13 protein-coding genes and 2 pseudogenes are annotated in these 15,765 nt (G+C 69.7%); 9 read left to right on the top strand and 6 right to left on the bottom strand.

Annotated features, from left to right (window positions below):
- Positions 1–46: 46 nt before the first annotated feature.
- Positions 47–1,090 (bottom strand): glycoside hydrolase family 6 protein, encoded by a 1,044-nt coding sequence (locus QMK30_RS03330; protein WP_283515610.1) that lies wholly within the window; start codon positions 1,088–1,090, stop codon positions 47–49.
- A gap of 166 nt (positions 1,091–1,256) precedes the next feature.
- Between QMK30_RS03330 and QMK30_RS03335 the strand changes: the two genes are divergently transcribed.
- The 3 genes from QMK30_RS03335 to icmA all read left to right on the top strand — a co-directional run bounded on the left by QMK30_RS03335 (position 1,257) and on the right by icmA (position 3,972).
- Positions 1,257–1,766 carry a MarR family winged helix-turn-helix transcriptional regulator gene (locus QMK30_RS03335; RefSeq protein WP_283515611.1) on the top strand — a complete coding sequence of 170 codons (510 nt, stop codon included), beginning with the start codon at positions 1,257–1,259 and terminating at the stop codon, positions 1,764–1,766.
- Between the two features lie 86 nt (positions 1,767–1,852).
- Positions 1,853–2,179, top strand: a complete 327-nt coding sequence (locus tag QMK30_RS03340) for a DUF3817 domain-containing protein (protein ID WP_283515612.1) — start codon at positions 1,853–1,855, stop codon at positions 2,177–2,179.
- Between the two features lie 92 nt (positions 2,180–2,271).
- Entirely contained in the window at positions 2,272–3,972 is a 1,701-nt protein-coding gene (gene icmA, locus QMK30_RS03345) for a coenzyme B12-dependent isobutyryl-CoA mutase large subunit (RefSeq protein WP_283515613.1), read from the top strand.
- Positions 3,973–4,119: 147 nt separating this feature from the next.
- Here icmA and QMK30_RS38680 read toward each other — a convergent pair.
- A pseudogene (locus tag QMK30_RS38680) lies at positions 4,120–4,302 on the bottom strand (ATP-binding protein); the annotation flags it as partial.
- A gap of 134 nt (positions 4,303–4,436) precedes the next feature.
- On the opposite strand from QMK30_RS38680, the pseudogene QMK30_RS03355 reads away from it, so the two are divergent.
- Positions 4,437–4,870 (top strand): annotated as a pseudogene (locus QMK30_RS03355) (GDP-mannose 4,6-dehydratase); the annotation flags it as partial.
- Positions 4,871–4,881: 11 nt separating this feature from the next.
- Here QMK30_RS03355 and QMK30_RS03360 read toward each other — a convergent pair.
- Entirely contained in the window at positions 4,882–5,523 is a 642-nt protein-coding gene (locus QMK30_RS03360; RefSeq protein WP_283515614.1) for a TetR/AcrR family transcriptional regulator, read from the bottom strand.
- 295 nt (positions 5,524–5,818) lie between these two features.
- Between QMK30_RS03360 and QMK30_RS03365 the strand changes: the two genes are divergently transcribed.
- The 5 genes from QMK30_RS03365 to QMK30_RS03385 all read left to right on the top strand — a co-directional run bounded on the left by QMK30_RS03365 (position 5,819) and on the right by QMK30_RS03385 (position 10,624).
- Positions 5,819–6,799, top strand: coding sequence for a tetratricopeptide repeat protein (locus tag QMK30_RS03365; RefSeq protein WP_283515615.1), 981 nt, complete (start codon positions 5,819–5,821; stop codon positions 6,797–6,799).
- A 591-nt stretch (positions 6,800–7,390) separates the two neighbouring features.
- Positions 7,391–8,017, top strand: a complete 627-nt coding sequence (locus QMK30_RS03370) for a DUF6230 family protein (RefSeq protein ID WP_283515616.1) — start codon at positions 7,391–7,393, stop codon at positions 8,015–8,017.
- Between the two features lie 94 nt (positions 8,018–8,111).
- The gene (locus QMK30_RS03375) at positions 8,112–8,684 is read left to right on the top strand and encodes a DUF6114 domain-containing protein (RefSeq protein ID WP_283515617.1); all 573 of its coding nucleotides are present in this window, start codon (positions 8,112–8,114) and stop codon (positions 8,682–8,684) included.
- On the top strand, positions 8,674–10,023 hold the full coding sequence (locus QMK30_RS03380) for a hypothetical protein (protein WP_283515618.1): 1,350 nt from the start codon (positions 8,674–8,676) through the stop codon (positions 10,021–10,023). Before QMK30_RS03375 ends, QMK30_RS03380 begins: the two co-directional genes overlap by 11 nt.
- A gap of 277 nt (positions 10,024–10,300) precedes the next feature.
- Positions 10,301–10,624, top strand: a complete 324-nt coding sequence (locus QMK30_RS03385) for a hypothetical protein (protein ID WP_283515619.1) — start codon at positions 10,301–10,303, stop codon at positions 10,622–10,624.
- Positions 10,625–10,696: 72 nt separating this feature from the next.
- Here QMK30_RS03385 and pyk read toward each other — a convergent pair whose 3' ends face one another.
- From pyk to pta, 3 genes are all read right to left on the bottom strand, one after another.
- On the bottom strand, positions 10,697–12,127 hold the full coding sequence (pyk, locus tag QMK30_RS03390) for a pyruvate kinase (RefSeq protein ID WP_283515620.1): 1,431 nt from the start codon (positions 12,125–12,127) through the stop codon (positions 10,697–10,699).
- A 128-nt stretch (positions 12,128–12,255) separates the two neighbouring features.
- Positions 12,256–13,533: an acetate kinase gene (locus QMK30_RS03395; RefSeq protein WP_283515621.1), complete on the bottom strand. Its 1,278-nt coding sequence runs from the start codon at positions 13,531–13,533 to the stop codon at positions 12,256–12,258.
- On the bottom strand, positions 13,530–15,605 hold the full coding sequence (pta, locus tag QMK30_RS03400) for a phosphate acetyltransferase (RefSeq protein WP_283515622.1): 2,076 nt from the start codon (positions 15,603–15,605) through the stop codon (positions 13,530–13,532). The genes QMK30_RS03395 and pta overlap by 4 nt, the downstream gene beginning before the upstream one ends.
- Between the last annotated feature and the right edge of the window lie 160 nt (positions 15,606–15,765).

The following is a 15,765-nucleotide window of genomic DNA, read 5'->3' on the forward strand; positions in this document are numbered from 1 at the left end:
CCCGCGCCCCGCGCCCCGCGCCCCGCGCCCCGCACCCGCCCCCGGCCTACGTCTTCGCCCGCCGCGCCAGCCCCAGCGCGTAGTCCGGCCACCACGTGCCCGCCGACGGCCCGCCCCGGCACGGGCCGTCCGAGTCGCCGGGGCGCTTGATCCACAGGTGTGCGTCGAGCAGGGGCGCGTCCGTGCGGTCGCTCGGGGGCGTACCAAGGGCGCGGCCCGATGGGTTGCACCAGGAGTCGCGGCGGTTGCCGGGTAGTGGTCCGTTCCCATTGCGGCTGCTGTCAATCACGAAGTGCGTGTCGCCGAGCAGCCCCGAGAGCTGGGTGCCGTACGCCTTGACGGCGTTGTCCGGCTGGAAGTTGGAGACGTTCAGTGAGACGCCGTCGGCCCTGGCGACCCCCGCGCTGCGCAACGGCGCCACCAGTTTGGCCGGGTCGTCGATCCAGGCGGGGTTGCCCGCGTCCAGATAGACCCGGGTCTTCGGCTGCTTCTTCAGCCGGTCGACCGCGTCGGACAGCAGCAGGGCGCGCTCGGCGTGGTTCTCCGCCGGAGTGCAGCCGTCCACGATGTGCGGCACCGCGTCCGGCTCCAGGATCACGATGGCCGGGGCGTCGCCGATGCTGTCGGCGAACGTTCCGATCCAGCGCCGGTAGGTCTCCGCGTCCGTCGCTCCGCCCGCGGAGTGCTGCCCGCAGTCGCGGTGCGGGATGTTGTACGCGACGAGTACGACGGTCCGGGCGTCGCCCGCCGCGCCCCGCACGGCGTTCTTGATGTCGGGCGCCGGGTCGTCACCGGCCGGCCAGTCGGCGACGGGCCGCTCGGAGATCCGCTTGAGGACGCCCGCGTCGGCAGCGCGCCCCGCAGCCTCCCACTCCTTGACCTGGCGCGCGGCGTCACTGTTGGGGTCCACCCAGTACGGGGACGGGGGCTCCGCCTGGGAGGGGCCCTGGACGACGGCGGCCTTGCCCCTGCCGGGTTCGGCCTTCGGCGCGGGGTCGGCCGAGGCGCAGCCGACCGCGGCGAGCGCGAGGAGGGCGGCGAGTGTGGCGCCGGTGAGCGAGTGTGAGCGGGTCGGTCTGCGGCCGGACATCCAGCCCCCTTGAACGGTTCGACTGGGCGGAACGGACCGGGCAATCGTTGCATAGCGGGCATAAGGTGTACGGGTGCGACACCGGCCGTCGCGCGGCGGCTCGGCGCTCGTACCGAAGTTCGAGACAGGGCTGACCGACATGTGACCGCCGGGTAGGGTCGATGCCGTGCCAAAGCCGCTCAGCCTCCCCTTCGACCCCATCTCCCGAGCCGACGAGCTCTGGCAGCAGCGCTGGGGTCCCGTGCCCTCGATGGCCGCGATCACCTCGATCATGCGCGCGCACCAGATCCTGCTCGCCGAGGTCGACGCGGCCGTCAAGCCGTACGGGCTGACCTTCGCACGGTACGAGGCGCTGGTGCTGCTCACCTTCTCCAAGGAGGGGGAGCTGACCATGTCGAAGATCGGCGAGCGGCTCATGGTCCACCCCACCTCGGTGACGAACACCGTCGACCGCCTCGTGCGGTCCGGTCTCGTCGACAAGCGGCCCAACCCCGCAGACGGGCGCGGTACTCTCGCCTCGATCACCGACAAGGGCCGCGAGGTCGTGGAGGCGGCGACCCGTGATCTGATGGCGATGGACTTCGGGCTCGGGGTGTACGACGCGGAGGAGTGCGCGGAGATCTTCGCGATGCTGCGCCCGCTGCGGGTGGCCGCGCAGGACTTCGACGAGCAGTAGACGGCAGTTACGACCTCGGGGGCGGGCGGGCGGGGAGCGGCAGCCCGCCCGAAGATCGCCTGTTGTGCCCGGTTACGCTCGGTGCCATGAAACAAAGCGTGCTGACCCGCTACCGCGTGATGGCGTACATCACCGCCGTGTGGCTGCTGGTGTTCACCGTCGCGATCGTCATGAAGTACGGCTTCGAGACCGGCGACACCATGCTGATCTCGCAGGTCCACGGTGTGCTGTTCATTGTTTATGTCGTCTTCGCCTTCGACCTGGGCACCAAGGCGAAGTGGCCGCTCGGCAAGCTGGCGTGGGTCCTGGCCGCCGGCTGCATTCCGGTCGCCTCGTTCTTCGTGGAGCCGAAGATCACGCGTGAGGTCCGCCCGCTGATCACGGATGCCCGCCCGGCTCCGGCCAAGGCATAATCGCGCAATTGTTCGGTCTCTGATCGCCGCGAGTCAGGCTCGCGGCGGCCAGCCATCGACATTTACTAGGACGTCCTAGTAAATTCGATGTCATGGACGCTCACGCCATCGAGGAAGGCCGCCAGCGCTGGCAGGCCCGTTACGACAAGGCCCGCAAGCGCGACGCGGACTTCAGCACGCTCTCCGGAGACCCGGTCGACCCCGCGTACGGGCCACGGCCCGGTGATACGTACGCGGGCTTCGAGCGGATCGGCTGGCCCGGGGAGTACCCCTTCACCCGCGGGCTGCACGCGACCGGCTACCGCGGCCGGACCTGGACCATCCGCCAGTTCGCGGGCTTCGGCAACGCCCAGCAGACCAACGAGCGGTACAAGACCATCCTGGCCAACGGCGGCGGGGGCCTCTCCGTCGCCTTCGACATGCCGACTCTGATGGGCCGCGACTCCGACGAGTCGCAGTCGCTCGGCGAGGTCGGCCACTGCGGCGTCGCCATCGACTCCGCCGCCGACATGGAGGTCCTCTTCCAGGACATCCCGCTCGGTGACGTCACCACGTCGATGACGATCAGCGGCCCCGCCGTGCCCGTCTTCTGCATGTACCTGGTGGCGGCCGAGCGACAGGGCATCGACCCCGCCGTCCTCAACGGCACCCTCCAGACCGACATCTTCAAGGAGTACATCGCGCAGAAGGAGTGGCTCTTCACCCCCGAGCCGCACCTGCGCCTGATCGGTGACCTGATGGAGCACTGCGCGCGCTCCATCCCCGCGTACAAGCCGCTGTCGGTCTCCGGCTATCACATCCGCGAGGCGGGCGCGACGGCCGCGCAGGAGCTCGCGTACACGCTCGCGGACGGTTTCGGTTACGTCGAGCTGGGCCTGTCCCGCGGCATGGACGTGGACCACTTCGCGCCCGGCCTGTCCTTCTTCTTCGACGCGCACGTCGACTTCTTCGAGGAGATCGCCAAGTTCCGCGCGGCGCGCAGGATCTGGGCCCGCTGGATGAAGGAGGTGTACGGCGCGCAGAGCGACAAGGCGCAGTGGCTGCGCTTCCACACCCAGACGGCCGGCGTCTCGCTGACCGCGCAGCAGCCGTACAACAACGTGGTCCGCACGGCGGTCGAGGCCCTCGCCGCGGTCCTGGGCGGCACCAACTCGCTGCACACCAACGCCCTGGACGAGACCCTCGCCCTCCCCTCCGAGCAGGCGGCCGAGATCGCGTTGCGCACCCAGCAGGTGCTGATGGAGGAGACCGGCGTCGCCAACGTCGCCGACCCGCTGGGCGGTTCCTGGTACGTCGAGCAGCTCACCGACCGCATCGAGGCGGAGGCCGAGAAGATCTTCGACCAGATCAAGGAGCGCGGCACCCGGGCGCACCCGAGCGGGCAGCACCCGATCGGCCCGATCACCTCCGGCATCCTGCGTGGCATCGAGGACGGATGGTTCACCGGGGAGATCGCCGAGTCGGCGTTCCAGTACCAGCGCTCGGTGGAGAAGGGCGACAAGCGGGTCGTCGGCGTCAACTGCCTGCACGGCTCGGTGACGGGCGACCTGGAGATCATGCGGGTCAGCCACGAGGTGGAGCGCGACCAGGTCCGGACGCTGACCGAGCGCAAAGCGGCCCGTGACGAGGCGAAGGTGCGCGCTTCGCTGGACGCGATGCTGGCATCGGCGCGCGACGGCTCGAACATGATCGAGCCCATGCTCACCGCGGTGCGCGCGGAGGCCACCCTGGGCGAGATCTGCAACGTACTGCGCGACGAGTGGGGTGTGTACACCGAGCCGCCGGGGTTCTGACCGGCTGTGGAGTGGGAACGGACGACCGGAGCCCCGGCATGGGGCCGCCGGGCGTCCGTTCCCACTCCACAGGCCGCTGCGAGAGGCGAACCGCACCCGGAGCAGCGCCCCGCCGCCCGCAGCGCGCTCCGCCGTCAGGTCCGCGCCGTGGGCCCGCGCGATCTGGCGGGCCATCGCCAGGCCCAGGCCCGAGCCCGGCAGCGCGCGGGCCGCCTCCGCTCGGTAGAAGCGGTCGAAGACGTACGGGATGTCCGCCGGGGCGATACCCGGGCCGTGGTCACGGACCGTCAGTTCCAAGTCGGCCGAGAACGCGGTCGGTTCGACCTCCACGGGAGTTTCCGGGGGCTGAATTTAGCCGCGTTGTCCAGCCGGTTCGTCAGCAGCCGCGTCAGCCGCGCGGGGACTCCCGGCAGCGTCGCCGTCGCCGCCTCCGGGGCGGTCCGCAGCGTGAAGGGGCCTCCGGCCAGTCCGCGCGCGCCGTCATCCCCGCGATCCTGGCCCAGTTGCACTCCGGGGCGCGGCAGATCAAGCTCGGCTCGCTCACCCCGATCCGCGACTTCACGTACGTCACCGACACGGCCCGCGGCTTCCTCGCGATGGCTGGCTGCGACCGGGCACTCGGCGAGGCCGTCAACCTGGGCACCGGCCGCGAGATCGCCATCGGGGACCTCGCCCACGCGCTGATCGCCGCTTCGGGGCGGGACCCGATGTGGTGGTCGACCCGGCGCGGCCGCGGCCGGCCGGCAGCGAGGTGGAGCGGCCGCTCTCCGACAACACGCGGGCGCTGGAGTGGTCGGGGTGGCGGCCGGAAATGTCGCCGGAGGACGGGCTGAAGCACACATCGGAGTGGGTCGCGGAGAACCTCCCGCTGTTCGCGCCGGACCGCTACCAGGTCTGACGTACCGGCGCTCAGGTCTTCTCGGCCGGCGGGGTGGCTCCCAGCCCGCTCACCAGCAGCAGTGTGAAGCTGTGCGCCCAGGCAGCGTCCACCGGTTCCGCGCTCACCAGCGCCCGGTGGACGACGGCTCCGGCGATCACGTCGAAGATCAGGTCCGCGTTGCCGGCCGCCTGCTCGGGGTCCTCCTCGTACGGCAGCTCGCCGCGGGCCTGCGCGCGTTCGCGCCCCAGCACCACCAGGCGCTTCTGCCGGTCGACGATCGCCGAGCGGATCCGCTGCCGCAGCGCCTCGTCGCGCGTCGACTCCGCGACCACCGCCATCAGCGCGGTCTTGGTCTCGGGCCGCTCCAGGAGCGCCGCGAACTGGAGCACCACGCCCTCGATGTCGGCTGCCAGGCTTCCCCGGTCGGGGAGTTCGAGCTCGTCGAAGAGGACGGCCACGGCATCGACGACCAGCTCGTTCTTGTGCGCCCACCGGCGGTAGAGGGTCGTCTTGGCGACCCCGGCCCGGCTCGCCACATCGCCCATCGTGAGCTTGGTCCAGCCCAGCTCCACCAGCGCCGCTCTGGTCGCCTCAAGGATCGCGGCATTGGCCTCCGGGCTGCGCGGACGGCCCGTTCGGGAGGGGGGAGTGGGGTGGATCTGGCTGGACATGCCCGTGACCATACCGGCCAGTAGGTGAAAGTCAGTGAGGGAGATCACCGGGAGGGGGCAGCGGCGCGGCGGGCTTTCGAGTTACGCTACGACCCGTAGCGAAAGCAGCGACAACCACGCAGCCACTACGACAAGACCACGGGCGCCGGATGGGGATCCGGCGCCGACCACGGGTCCTCCTCGGGGCCCCGGACCGCGGTTCGCCCGTATGCCCCGCAATCCGGCGGGGGGCTGCGAGCGGGCCCCGGTTCGTGAAGCATTCCAGAACCGTGCGCGAAAGGGGGAGGATGTACGCATGCAGCCTAGGAACATGTCTATGAGCGGCGTCGTCGACCTCGCCGCGGTGAAGGCGGCCGGCGAAGCCCGGCAGAAGGCGGAGCAGGCCCGTGCCCAGGCCGCCACGGAGGGCGGCCCCACGGGTGTCGCCCCGTCGAGTCTGGTGATCGATGTCGATGAGGCCGGTTTTGAGCGCGATGTCCTCCAGCGCTCCTCCGAAGTCCCTGTCGTCATCGACTTCTGGGCCGAGTGGTGTGAGCCGTGCAAGCAGCTCAGCCCCTTGCTGGAGCGCCTGACCCTGGAGTACAAGGGCCGTTTCATCCTCGCCAAGATCGATGTCGAAGCCAACCAGATGCTGATGCAGCAGTTCGGGATCCAGGGGATCCCGGCTGTCTTCGCGGTGGTCGCCGGTCAGGCGCTGCCGCTCTTCCAGGGTCTGGCCCCCGAGGCGCAGATCCGCGAGACGCTGGATCAGCTGGTCCAGGTCGCGGAGGAGCGCTTCGGTCTGACCGGTATCGCCGTCGACTCCGACGCCGAGGAGGCCCCGGTCGAGGAGGCCGCGGAGATCGAGGAGCCGGTCGGCCCTTACGACGCGCTCCTTGAGGCCGCCGTGCAGGCGCTTGACGCGGGCGACTTCGGCGGCGCGGTCCAGGCGTACAAGAACGTGCTGGTCGACGACCCCGCGAACAGCGAGGCCAAGCTGGGTCTCGCCCAGGCCGAGTTGCTCGGCCGGGTGCAGGGGCTCGACCCTCAGCAGGTCCGCCAGGACGCGGCCGACAAGCCCGCCGACGTACCGGCGCAGATCGCCGCGGCCGACCTCGATCTGGTCGGCGGCCATGTGGAAGACGCCTTCGGGCGACTGGTCGAGACGGTGCGCCGCACCGTGGGCGACGACCGGAACCTCGCGCGGGTGCGGCTGTTGGAACTCTTCGAGGTCATCGGCGCGGACGACCCGCGGGTGGCCCCGGCGCGGATGGCGCTGGCGAGGGTGCTGTTCTGACGGGCGGTACCCCTGGGGTACTCCTGAAGTTTTAGCGACACAGTGACAATAAGCGGCCGCGCTTTACCAAAACTTGGTAATCGCGGCCGCTGTTACTTGCAGTAAGCCGCGAGCGTCGTTCTGCCCGGTTCTGATCCTCAATCACCTCCTTTTTCACGTCACTCGACGACACCATCCGTGGCCGCCCGATGCCGGGCGGTCGCGCCTTGGTTATCGGGCCGTTACTAGCGAGTAACGAACCCCCTTGTGCACCGGCTTGTAATGCACCACGATCGGCCACGCTCGGTCCAACACCGCACCAGCCCGACAGCCATTCGGTGCCGCGGTCCCCTGGATCCCCACCGAGTGGGCCGGCGGCAGTGGCGCGTCGGCCGTGGACAGGGGGGTCCCTGCTACCCGGCGGGGCCTGTCCAGTGCGGTTGCGCGAATGCGTGGCCAGTGGTTGTCGCTCGGGGGTGATCGCCGGTGATTTCGGGCGCTTTTCGCGCCTCCGATACGGGCGCTCTCCTTCCCGAGGACGTAGCACTTCTCCCATCCCCCTGCGGGTTCCAGCCCGTATACGGAGATGTACGTCCGAGAAGGAGGAAAGTCATGGAGTCAGCAGTTCGTGGCGGGACCAGATGGAAGCGGTTCGCCGTCGTCATGGTGCCGAGTGTGGCCGCGACGGCCGCAATCGGCGTCGCCCTCGCACAGGGGGCGCTCGCGGCGTCGTTCAGTGTTTCGGGCCAGAGCTTCAAAGTGAAGGCCCAGGAACTCGACGGTACGGGCTTCGCGCAGTACGGCGGCATGGCCGTGGGTACCGACCTGGAGGGCAAGAAGGCTGTCCACCCGGTCGCGATCTCTTCGTTCAAGTCCGCCGAGATCACCAACATGTGTCAGTCGGTGGTGACGCCTCTGCCGTGGGGTGGCCACATCACCCTCCGGCTGAACGCGGGTGGTAAGGGCACGCCTGTCCATGCCGAGAACCTGTACCTGGACATCGAGGACCTCGATACCACGGGTGCGAAGTTCACGAACATCGACATCGGCGTGGCGGCCGGCTCGACGACCAAGGGTCCGCCGCTGGCCGGAGGCGTCAACAAGAACGCCTTCGCGCAGCAGGCCGACAAGGCCCTGCTGACGAACGTCAAGCAGAAGGCGTGGTCCACCACGGCCGGCACGTTCGAGCTCAGCGGTCTGAGCATGCGCCTGGTCAAGGGCGTCAAGGAGTGCTACTAAGCACCCCTTCGCGGGCGGGGCGCGATCCAGTCGTCCCGCCCGCACCTTCTCCCTTCTTCTACACAGCGACATCGGTTCCAGGGAGCTGTTCTACATGAGCGTCGAGTCCTCGGGGCATGACGAGCACTACATCCGCGTCCTCCGGCGGCGCTTCCGTGCCTGGCGAGGAGGCAGGCCGTTCTGGGCGGGCCTGCTGACCATGCTGGGCGGGGTGCCGATCGGATGGCTCCCGTACGCCGAAATCAAGATCGGCCACCTCACGATGGCCATGGCGACCACCGCGGGTGCGGGCTCGCTCATCATCGGTGTGCTACTCGTCACCCTGGGGTTGACGATGTGGTTCCACCACATCGTCCGGGTGTTCGCGGGCGTCGCTTCGATCCTGCTGGCGCTCGTCTCCATCCCCGTCTCCAACCTCGGCGGGTTCTTCGTCGGGTTCTCGCTGGCGCTGGTCGGCGGAGCCCTGTCCGTTTCATGGGTGCCGGCCAAGACGGGCGAAACCGCCGAGCCCGCCGATTCGGACGAGACCCCCGATACCCCGTTCCCGGGCAATGAACCGCACCCCGGCCATGAGCCGGACGGAGCGCCGGGAAACCGCTCGGACGGTGCCCCATTCATGAGCGACACATCTGTTGACGCCAATGGCGGGAGGAACAGTGCGGGGTGACGAAACACCGCTGACATCGGCCGGCGACGGGATCCGGGAAAGAAGCGGGCCGCGGCACGCGGCCCCCAGGAAGTCGCTGCTGGCGAAGTGGCAGATGCCCGCGGGCAAGGCGATGGCCCTGGCGGCGATGCCCACGGCCGTGTTCGTCGGCATGGGGCTCACCCCCAAGCTGGCGCTGGCCGACGAGCAGCCGACCAACCCCTTCGCGCCAGGTCCCTGCGTAACCCGCTCGGACGCTCCCGACCCGGATGCCTCCGAGTCCAAGTCCCCCTCGGCCAAGCCTTCCGCGACGGCGACACCCAGCCCGAGCGCGAGCACGCCGGAGGAGATACCCACGCCGGACGCGAGCGCGAGCAGCTCCGGCGCGGCGGATCCGGCCAAGGAGCCGGAAGCGGGTCGGACCGCGAAGCCACCGGTCACGAAGGTGCCGGATGCGAAGCCGACTCCGTCTGCGACCCCGTCGCCGAGCAAGACCAGCAACCCGCTCGACCCGCTGGGTGTGGGCGACGCGATCAATGACCTTCTCGACGGCCCGGACGACGACGAGAAGGCGATGGAAACCCCGGCGCCCGAAGGGTCGGAGCCGTCCGGCAAGGAGACCACGGGCACGGCCAAGCCATCCGCCAAGCCGTCCACCAATCCGGACGCAGGCGAGAAGGACGAGGCGAAGGGCGACGCCGAGGACCCGATCGGGGACGCGGCGGACAAGGCTGCCGACCGGACCAAGGACGCCATCAAGGACGCGGCGGACGAGGCGGGCGCGAAGGTCGAGGAACTCGACGCGGCGGCCAAGGACGCGGCGGCCAAGGCCGACGCCCCCGCCAAGGACGCCAACGGCAAGGAACGCTTCCCCTGCCCGACGGCGGACCCGGAGGCGCTTGCCGCGGCCGACCTTGAGCCTGGCATTCCGAACCTGCCGGACGACCCGTGGATCCTGGAGAGCTCGATGCTCACCCTGCGCGGGCTCGACTACAAGGGCATCGTCGAGGTCAGGACCTACAACGGCAAGATCAAGAAGGTTCTGAAGTTCACCGCCGAGGAAACCGACATCAAGGACCTGCACCAGACGGTGGTCGGCCCCGGCGGTACGACGACGCATGTGGAGGGGGCCGGTGGCTCGACGTCCACCCTGCGTGACAGCACGGTCACCATGTACACGGAGGAGCTGAAGGGCAACCTTTTCGGCCTCATCCCGATCACCTTCAGCCCGGAAACCCCGCCGCCGCTGAATGTCCCGATCGCGATGTTCACCAAGGTCAAGGTGACCCAGGCCGGCCAGTTCGGCGGCACGCTCACGGTTCCGGGCATGAACAACTACATCAAGAGCCCCGGCGCCTGACGCCTCGTACCTTTCCGGGAGCCGCGAGAAAGGCCGTGGCCCGCACCGACTTGGTCGGTGCGGGCCACAGCCGCGTGTCGCGCCTGGTGGTCGTAGCCGCACGTGGCAATGGCAAGGGCCGGTGTTGGCGGTTTCGGCCAGGTCCAGACCTGGCCGGTTGATGACGCATGACCCCACCGAATAGGGACACCCCGTCTTCGCCGGACGCACACACCTCGTGCGTCACGGCACATTCATGACAGGGGGCTGCGAAGTCCTGTCATTCCGTGGGGGGAAGATGCACACCGAGAACACCAGTAACAGGCCGAGCGGCAGACACGGGCGTCACCCGTTGCATCGCGCCACTCAATGGGCGGGCCGGCTGCTCTGCCTGAGCCTCGCCGTATCCATGGTCGGCGCCGCCGTCGAGACCCTCGCCCACCCGGCCGGGTCCTGGTGGCAGTACACCTGGTTCCTCGCCCCCGCCCTGCTGGTGGGGTGGGTCGTGCTGCGGGTTCTGGAGAAGCGCCATGCGGGCCTGGAGGGCGAGGAGCGGGAAGCCGAAGTGGCCGATGTGGGGTTGCAGGCGGATTTGGGGGAGCAGGAGTTGGCCGGGCGTTGAACGCGGCGAGGGTGGCACCCCGGAACAGGAAGCCCGGGGTGCCACCCTCGCCATGTGCCTACAGGCCGCGCGTCAGTTGCGCTCTCCGCCGCCCAGGTGGTGCACCCGGACCATGTTCGTCGTGCCGGGGACGCCGGGGGGCGAGCCGGCGGTGATGATCATCGTGTCGCCCTGGTTGTAGCGCTGGAGCTTCAGCAGTTCGCCGTCGACCAGGTCCACCATCGCGTCCGTGTTGTCCACGTGCGGGACGACGAAGGACTCGATGCCCCAGCTCAGCGACAGCTGGTTGCGGGTCGACTCGTCCGTGGTGAAGGCCAGGATCGGCTGGGCCGTGCGGTAGCGCGAGAGGCGCCGGGCCGTGTCGCCGGACTGGGTGAAGGCGACCAGCGCCTTGCCGTCCAGGAAGTCCGCGATCTCGCAGGCCGCACGGGCCACCGAGCCGCCCTGGGTGCGCGGCTTCTTGCCGGGGACCAGCGGCTGGAGGCCCTTGGAGAGCAGCTCCTCCTCGGCCGCCACGACGATCTTCGACATTGTCTTGACCGTCTCGATCGGGTACGCGCCGACCGAGGACTCCGCGGAGAGCATGACCGCGTCCGCGCCGTCCAGGATCGCGTTGGCGACATCGGAGGCCTCGGCGCGCGTGGGGCGCGAGTTGGTGATCATCGACTCCATCATCTGGGTCGCCACGATCACCGGCTTCGCGTTGCGGCGGCACAGCTCGATGAGGCGCTTCTGCACCATCGGGACCTTTTCGAGCGGGTACTCGACGGCCAGGTCACCGCGGGCCACCATGACACCGTCGAAGGCGTCCACGATGCCGACCATGTGCTCGACGGCCTGCGGCTTCTCCACCTTGGCGATGACGGGGACCCGGCGGCCCTCCTCGTCCATCACCTTGTGGACGTCCTTGACGTCGTCCGCGTCGCGTACGAAGGAGAGCGCGACCAGGTCGCAGCCCATCCCGAGGGCGAAGCGGAGGTCGTCGATGTCCTTCTCGGACAGGGCCGGGACGTTGACCGCCGCACCGGGCAGGTTGATGCCCTTGTGGTCGGAGACGACACCGCCCTCGATGACAATGGTCTTGACCCGCGGGCCCTCGACCGAGATGACCTTGAGCTCGACGTTGCCGTCGTTGATCAGGATCGGGTCGCCCTTGCCGACGTCGCCCGGCAGACCCTTGTAGGTCGTGCCGCAGATCGACTTGTCGCCCGGGACGTCCTCGGAGGTGATGGTGAACTCGTCCCCGCGGACCAGCTCCACCGGCCCCTCGGCGAACTTGGCCAGCCGGATCTTCGGTCCCTGGAGGTCGGCGAGTACGCCCACCGCACGGCCGGTCTCCTCGGCGGCCTTGCGGACGCGGTCGTAACGGCCTTGGTGCTCGGCGTGAGTGCCATGGCTGAAGTTGAAGCGGGCCACGCTCATGCCGGCTTCGATCAGAGCCACGAGCTGTTCGTGAGAGTCGACGGCGGGGCCCAGTGTGCAGACGATTTTGGAACGGCGCATGAGGCGGATCCTATCGGTTTGTTTCCCTGCGGAATATTCCGTCTGGTGGAATGTACAAATGGGCGGGAGGCCGCTCAGGCGTTGGCCCTCAAAGCCTTGATCACTGGGTGAATTGATCGTCGGCAAGGTCAGGTGGTGACCAATGCGTAGGTCTGGCGAGCGATCTCAAGTTCTTCATCGGTCGGAACGACCGCGACCGCGACCCTCGCGTATTCCGGCGAGATCAGCCGCGCCTCGTCCGCCCGTACGGCGTTGAGGTCCGCGTCCACCGCCAGGCCCAGCTCCGCCAGGCCCGCGATCGCGGCCTCGCGCACCGGCGCCGCGTTCTCGCCGACGCCCGCGGTGAAGGCCACCGCGTCGACCCGGCCCAGAACGGCGTAGTACGCGCCGATGTACTTCTTCAGCCGGTGGATGTAGATCTCGAAGGCCAGCAGCGCCTGCTGGTCGCCCTCGTCGACGCGGCGGCGGATTTCCCGCATGTCGTTGTCGCCGCACAGGCCGACCAGGCCGCTCTTCTTGTTGAGCAGTGCGTCGATCTCGTCCGTCGACATCCCGGCGACCCGCTCCAGGTGGAAGACGACCGCGGGGTCGATGTCACCGGAGCGCGTACCCATCACGAGCCCCTCCAACGGCGTCAGACCCATCGAGGTGTCGACGCACCGCCCGGCGCGGACCGCGGAGGCCGAAGCCCCGTTGCCCAGGTGCAGCACGATGACATTGACCTCGGAGGGGTCCTTGCCGAGCAGCTTCGCCGTCTCGCGCGAGACGTACGCGTGCGAGGTGCCGTGGAAGCCGTAGCGGCGGATGCGGTGCGCGTCGGCGGTCTCGATGTCGATCGCGTAGCGGGCCGCGGACTCCGGCATCGTCGTGTGGAACGCGGTGTCGAAGACGGCGACCTGGGGAAGGTCGGGGCGCAGGGTCTGCGCCGTACGGATGCCGGTGATGTTCGCCGGGTTGTGCAGCGGCGCGACCGGCACGAGCCGCTCGATCTCCGCCAGCACCTCACCGGTGATCACGGTCGGCTCGGTGAACTTCAGCCCGCCGTGCACCACCCGGTGCCCGATCGCGGCCAGCTCGGGGGAGTCCAGGCCGAGCCCGTCCTGCGCCAGCTCCTCGGCGACCGCCTTCAGCGCGGCCTCGTGGTCGGCGATGGGGCCGGTGCGCTCGCGCTTGGCCGCGTCGCCGTCCTGCCCGGTCAGCGGCGTGTGCACCAGCCGCGAGGTGGCCTCACCGATCCGCTCGACCAGGCCGGCGGCCAGCCGTGAGCCGTCACGCATGTCGAGCAGCTGGTACTTCACCGACGAGGAGCCGGAGTTGAGGACGAGGATGCGCGTGGCGTCAGCGGTCACGGGGGCGGCGCTTTCTGTCGCGGGGGCGGCGGACGGGGTGGCGGGAACGGCGGTCATTCGCTCCTGCCCTGGGCCTGGATCGCGGTGATGGCGACTGTATTGACGATGTCCTGCACCAGGGCGCCGCGCGAGAGGTCGTTGACCGGCTTGCGCAGACCCTGGAGCACCGGGCCCACGGCCACCGCGCCGGCCGAGCGCTGCACGGCCTTGTAGGTGTTGTTGCCGGTGTTCAGGTCGGGGAAGATCAGCACCGTCGCCCGGCCCGCGACCTCGGACTCGGGCATCTTGGTGGCGGCGACGGACGGCTCGACCGCCGCGTCGTACTGGATCGGACCCTCGATCCGCAGGTCGGGCCGGAGCTCCCGGACGAGGGCGGTAGCCTCGCGCACCTTGTCGACGTCCGCGCCCGAACCGGAGGTGCCCGTCGAGTACGACAGCATCGCCAGCCGGGGGTCCACACCGAACTGGGCGGCTGTGCCGGCCGCCTGGATCGCGATGTCCGCGAGCTCCTTGGCGTTCGGGTCGGGGACCACCGCGCAGTCGCCGTAGACCAGGACCTGGTCGGCGAGGCACATGAAGAAGACCGAGGAGACGATCGAGGCGTTCGGCTTGGTCTTGATGATCTCGAAGGCCGGGCGGATGGTCGCGGCCGTGGAGTGCACCGAACCGGAGACCATGCCGTCGGCCAGGCCCTCGTGGACCATCATCGTGCCGAAGTAGTTGACGTCCGCGACCACGTCGTACGCCAGCTCCACGCTGACGCCCTTGTGGGAGCGCAGCTTGGCGTACTTCTCGGCGAACGCGCCGCGCAGCTCGGAGGTCTGCGGGTCGATGAGCTGGGTCTCGGCGAGGTCGATGCCCAGGTCGGCGGCGCGCTTGCGGATCACGTCGAGATCGCCGAGCAGTGTCAGGTCGCACACGTCGCGGCGCAGCAGGACGTCGGCCGCGCGCAGCACACGGTCCTCGGAGCCCTCGGGGAGTACGACGCGGCGCCGGCCGGCGCGGGCCTGCTCCAGCAGCTCGTGTTCGAACATCATCGGTGTGACACGGCTGCTGCGGGCCACCGACATCCGGGCCAGCAGGTCCGCGGTGTCGACGTGCCGCTCGAAGAGGCCGAGCGCGGTCTCCGCCTTGCGGGGTGTGGCGGCGTTCAACTTGCCCTCCAGGGCGAAGAGCTCGCCCGCGGTGGGGAAGGAGCCGCCGGCCACCGAGACCACCGGGGTGCCGGGCGCGAGGCGCGCGGCCAGCGTGAGGACCTCCTCGCCGGGCCGCTCGTCCAGGGTGAGCAGGACGCCCGCGATGGGCGGGGTGCCCGCGCTGTGCGCGGCGAGCGAGCCCACCACCAGGTCGGCGCGGTCGCCGGGGGTGACCACCAGGCAGCCCGGGGTCAGGGCGTTCAGGAAGTTCGGCAGCATCGCGCCGCCGAAGACGAAGTCCAGCGCGTCGCGGGCCAGACCCGCGTCGTCGCCGAGCAGCACCGTGCCGCCGAGGGCCTGGGTGATCTGGGCGACGGTGGGGGCGGAGAGCGCCGGATCGTCGGGCAGCACGTAGCAGGGCACCGGGCAGCGGGCCTCCAGGCGCTCGGCGATGACCGCGCGGTCCTCGGGGGCGCAGCGGTTGACGACCATGGCCAGTACGTCGCAGCCCAGGACCTCGTACGCGCGATGGGCGTTGCGGGTCTCGGCGCGCACCGACTCGGCGGTCTGCTTGCGGCCACCGACCACCGGGATCACCGAGGCGCCGAACTCATTGGCGAGCCTGGCGTTCAGGGCGAGTTCGTCGGGGAGCTGGGTGGCTGCGAAGTCCGTACCGAGGACGAGGACGACCTCGTACTCGCGTGCGACGCGGTGGAAGCGGTCGACGATCCGGGAGACCAGCTCGTCGGTGCCCTTCTCGGCCTGGAGCGCGGAGGCCTCGTGATAGTCGATGCCGTACACGGACGCCGGGTCCTGCGACAGCCGGTAGCGGGAGCGCAGCAGGTCGAACAGGCGGTCGGGGCCGTCGTGCACCAGGGGCCGGAAAACACCCACCCGGTCCACCTGGCGGGTCAGGAGTTCCATGACTCCCAGCTCGACGACCTGGCGGCCGTCCCCCCGGTCGATGCCGGTCACGTACACGCTGCGCGTCACGCGTGTTCTCCGTCCCTCGCTCGCTCGTGCTGTCCGTATGCGTCATGTGGGCCATATGTGGCATGCGGGTGGCGTCATGTCCGATTGCCCCCCGGCGAACGGGAGGAAACGCCCATGGGAGCGGCTCCGCCCTCTTGACAATACCTCCGTGGGTGGCTAG

The sequence above is a fragment of the Streptomyces sp. H27-C3 genome (assembly GCF_030063415.1).
Taxonomy (GTDB): domain Bacteria; phylum Actinomycetota; class Actinomycetes; order Streptomycetales; family Streptomycetaceae; genus Streptomyces.

Coding starts and splice junctions, on each gene's coding strand:
- QMK30_RS03330 (WP_283515610.1), bottom strand. CDS start 1,090: ATGTCCGGCCGCAGACCGACCCGCTCACACTCGCTCACCGGCGCCACA.
- QMK30_RS03340 (WP_283515612.1), top strand. CDS start 1,853: ATGAAACAAAGCGTGCTGACCCGCTACCGCGTGATGGCGTACATCACC.
- icmA (WP_283515613.1), top strand. CDS start 2,272: ATGGACGCTCACGCCATCGAGGAAGGCCGCCAGCGCTGGCAGGCCCGT.
- QMK30_RS03360 (WP_283515614.1), bottom strand. CDS start 5,523: ATGTCCAGCCAGATCCACCCCACTCCCCCCTCCCGAACGGGCCGTCCG.
- QMK30_RS03365 (WP_283515615.1), top strand. CDS start 5,819: ATGCAGCCTAGGAACATGTCTATGAGCGGCGTCGTCGACCTCGCCGCG.
- QMK30_RS03370 (WP_283515616.1), top strand. CDS start 7,391: ATGGAGTCAGCAGTTCGTGGCGGGACCAGATGGAAGCGGTTCGCCGTC.
- QMK30_RS03375 (WP_283515617.1), top strand. CDS start 8,112: ATGAGCGTCGAGTCCTCGGGGCATGACGAGCACTACATCCGCGTCCTC.
- QMK30_RS03385 (WP_283515619.1), top strand. CDS start 10,301: ATGCACACCGAGAACACCAGTAACAGGCCGAGCGGCAGACACGGGCGT.
- pyk (WP_283515620.1), bottom strand. CDS start 12,127: ATGCGCCGTTCCAAAATCGTCTGCACACTGGGCCCCGCCGTCGACTCT.
- QMK30_RS03395 (WP_283515621.1), bottom strand. CDS start 13,533: ATGACCGCCGTTCCCGCCACCCCGTCCGCCGCCCCCGCGACAGAAAGC.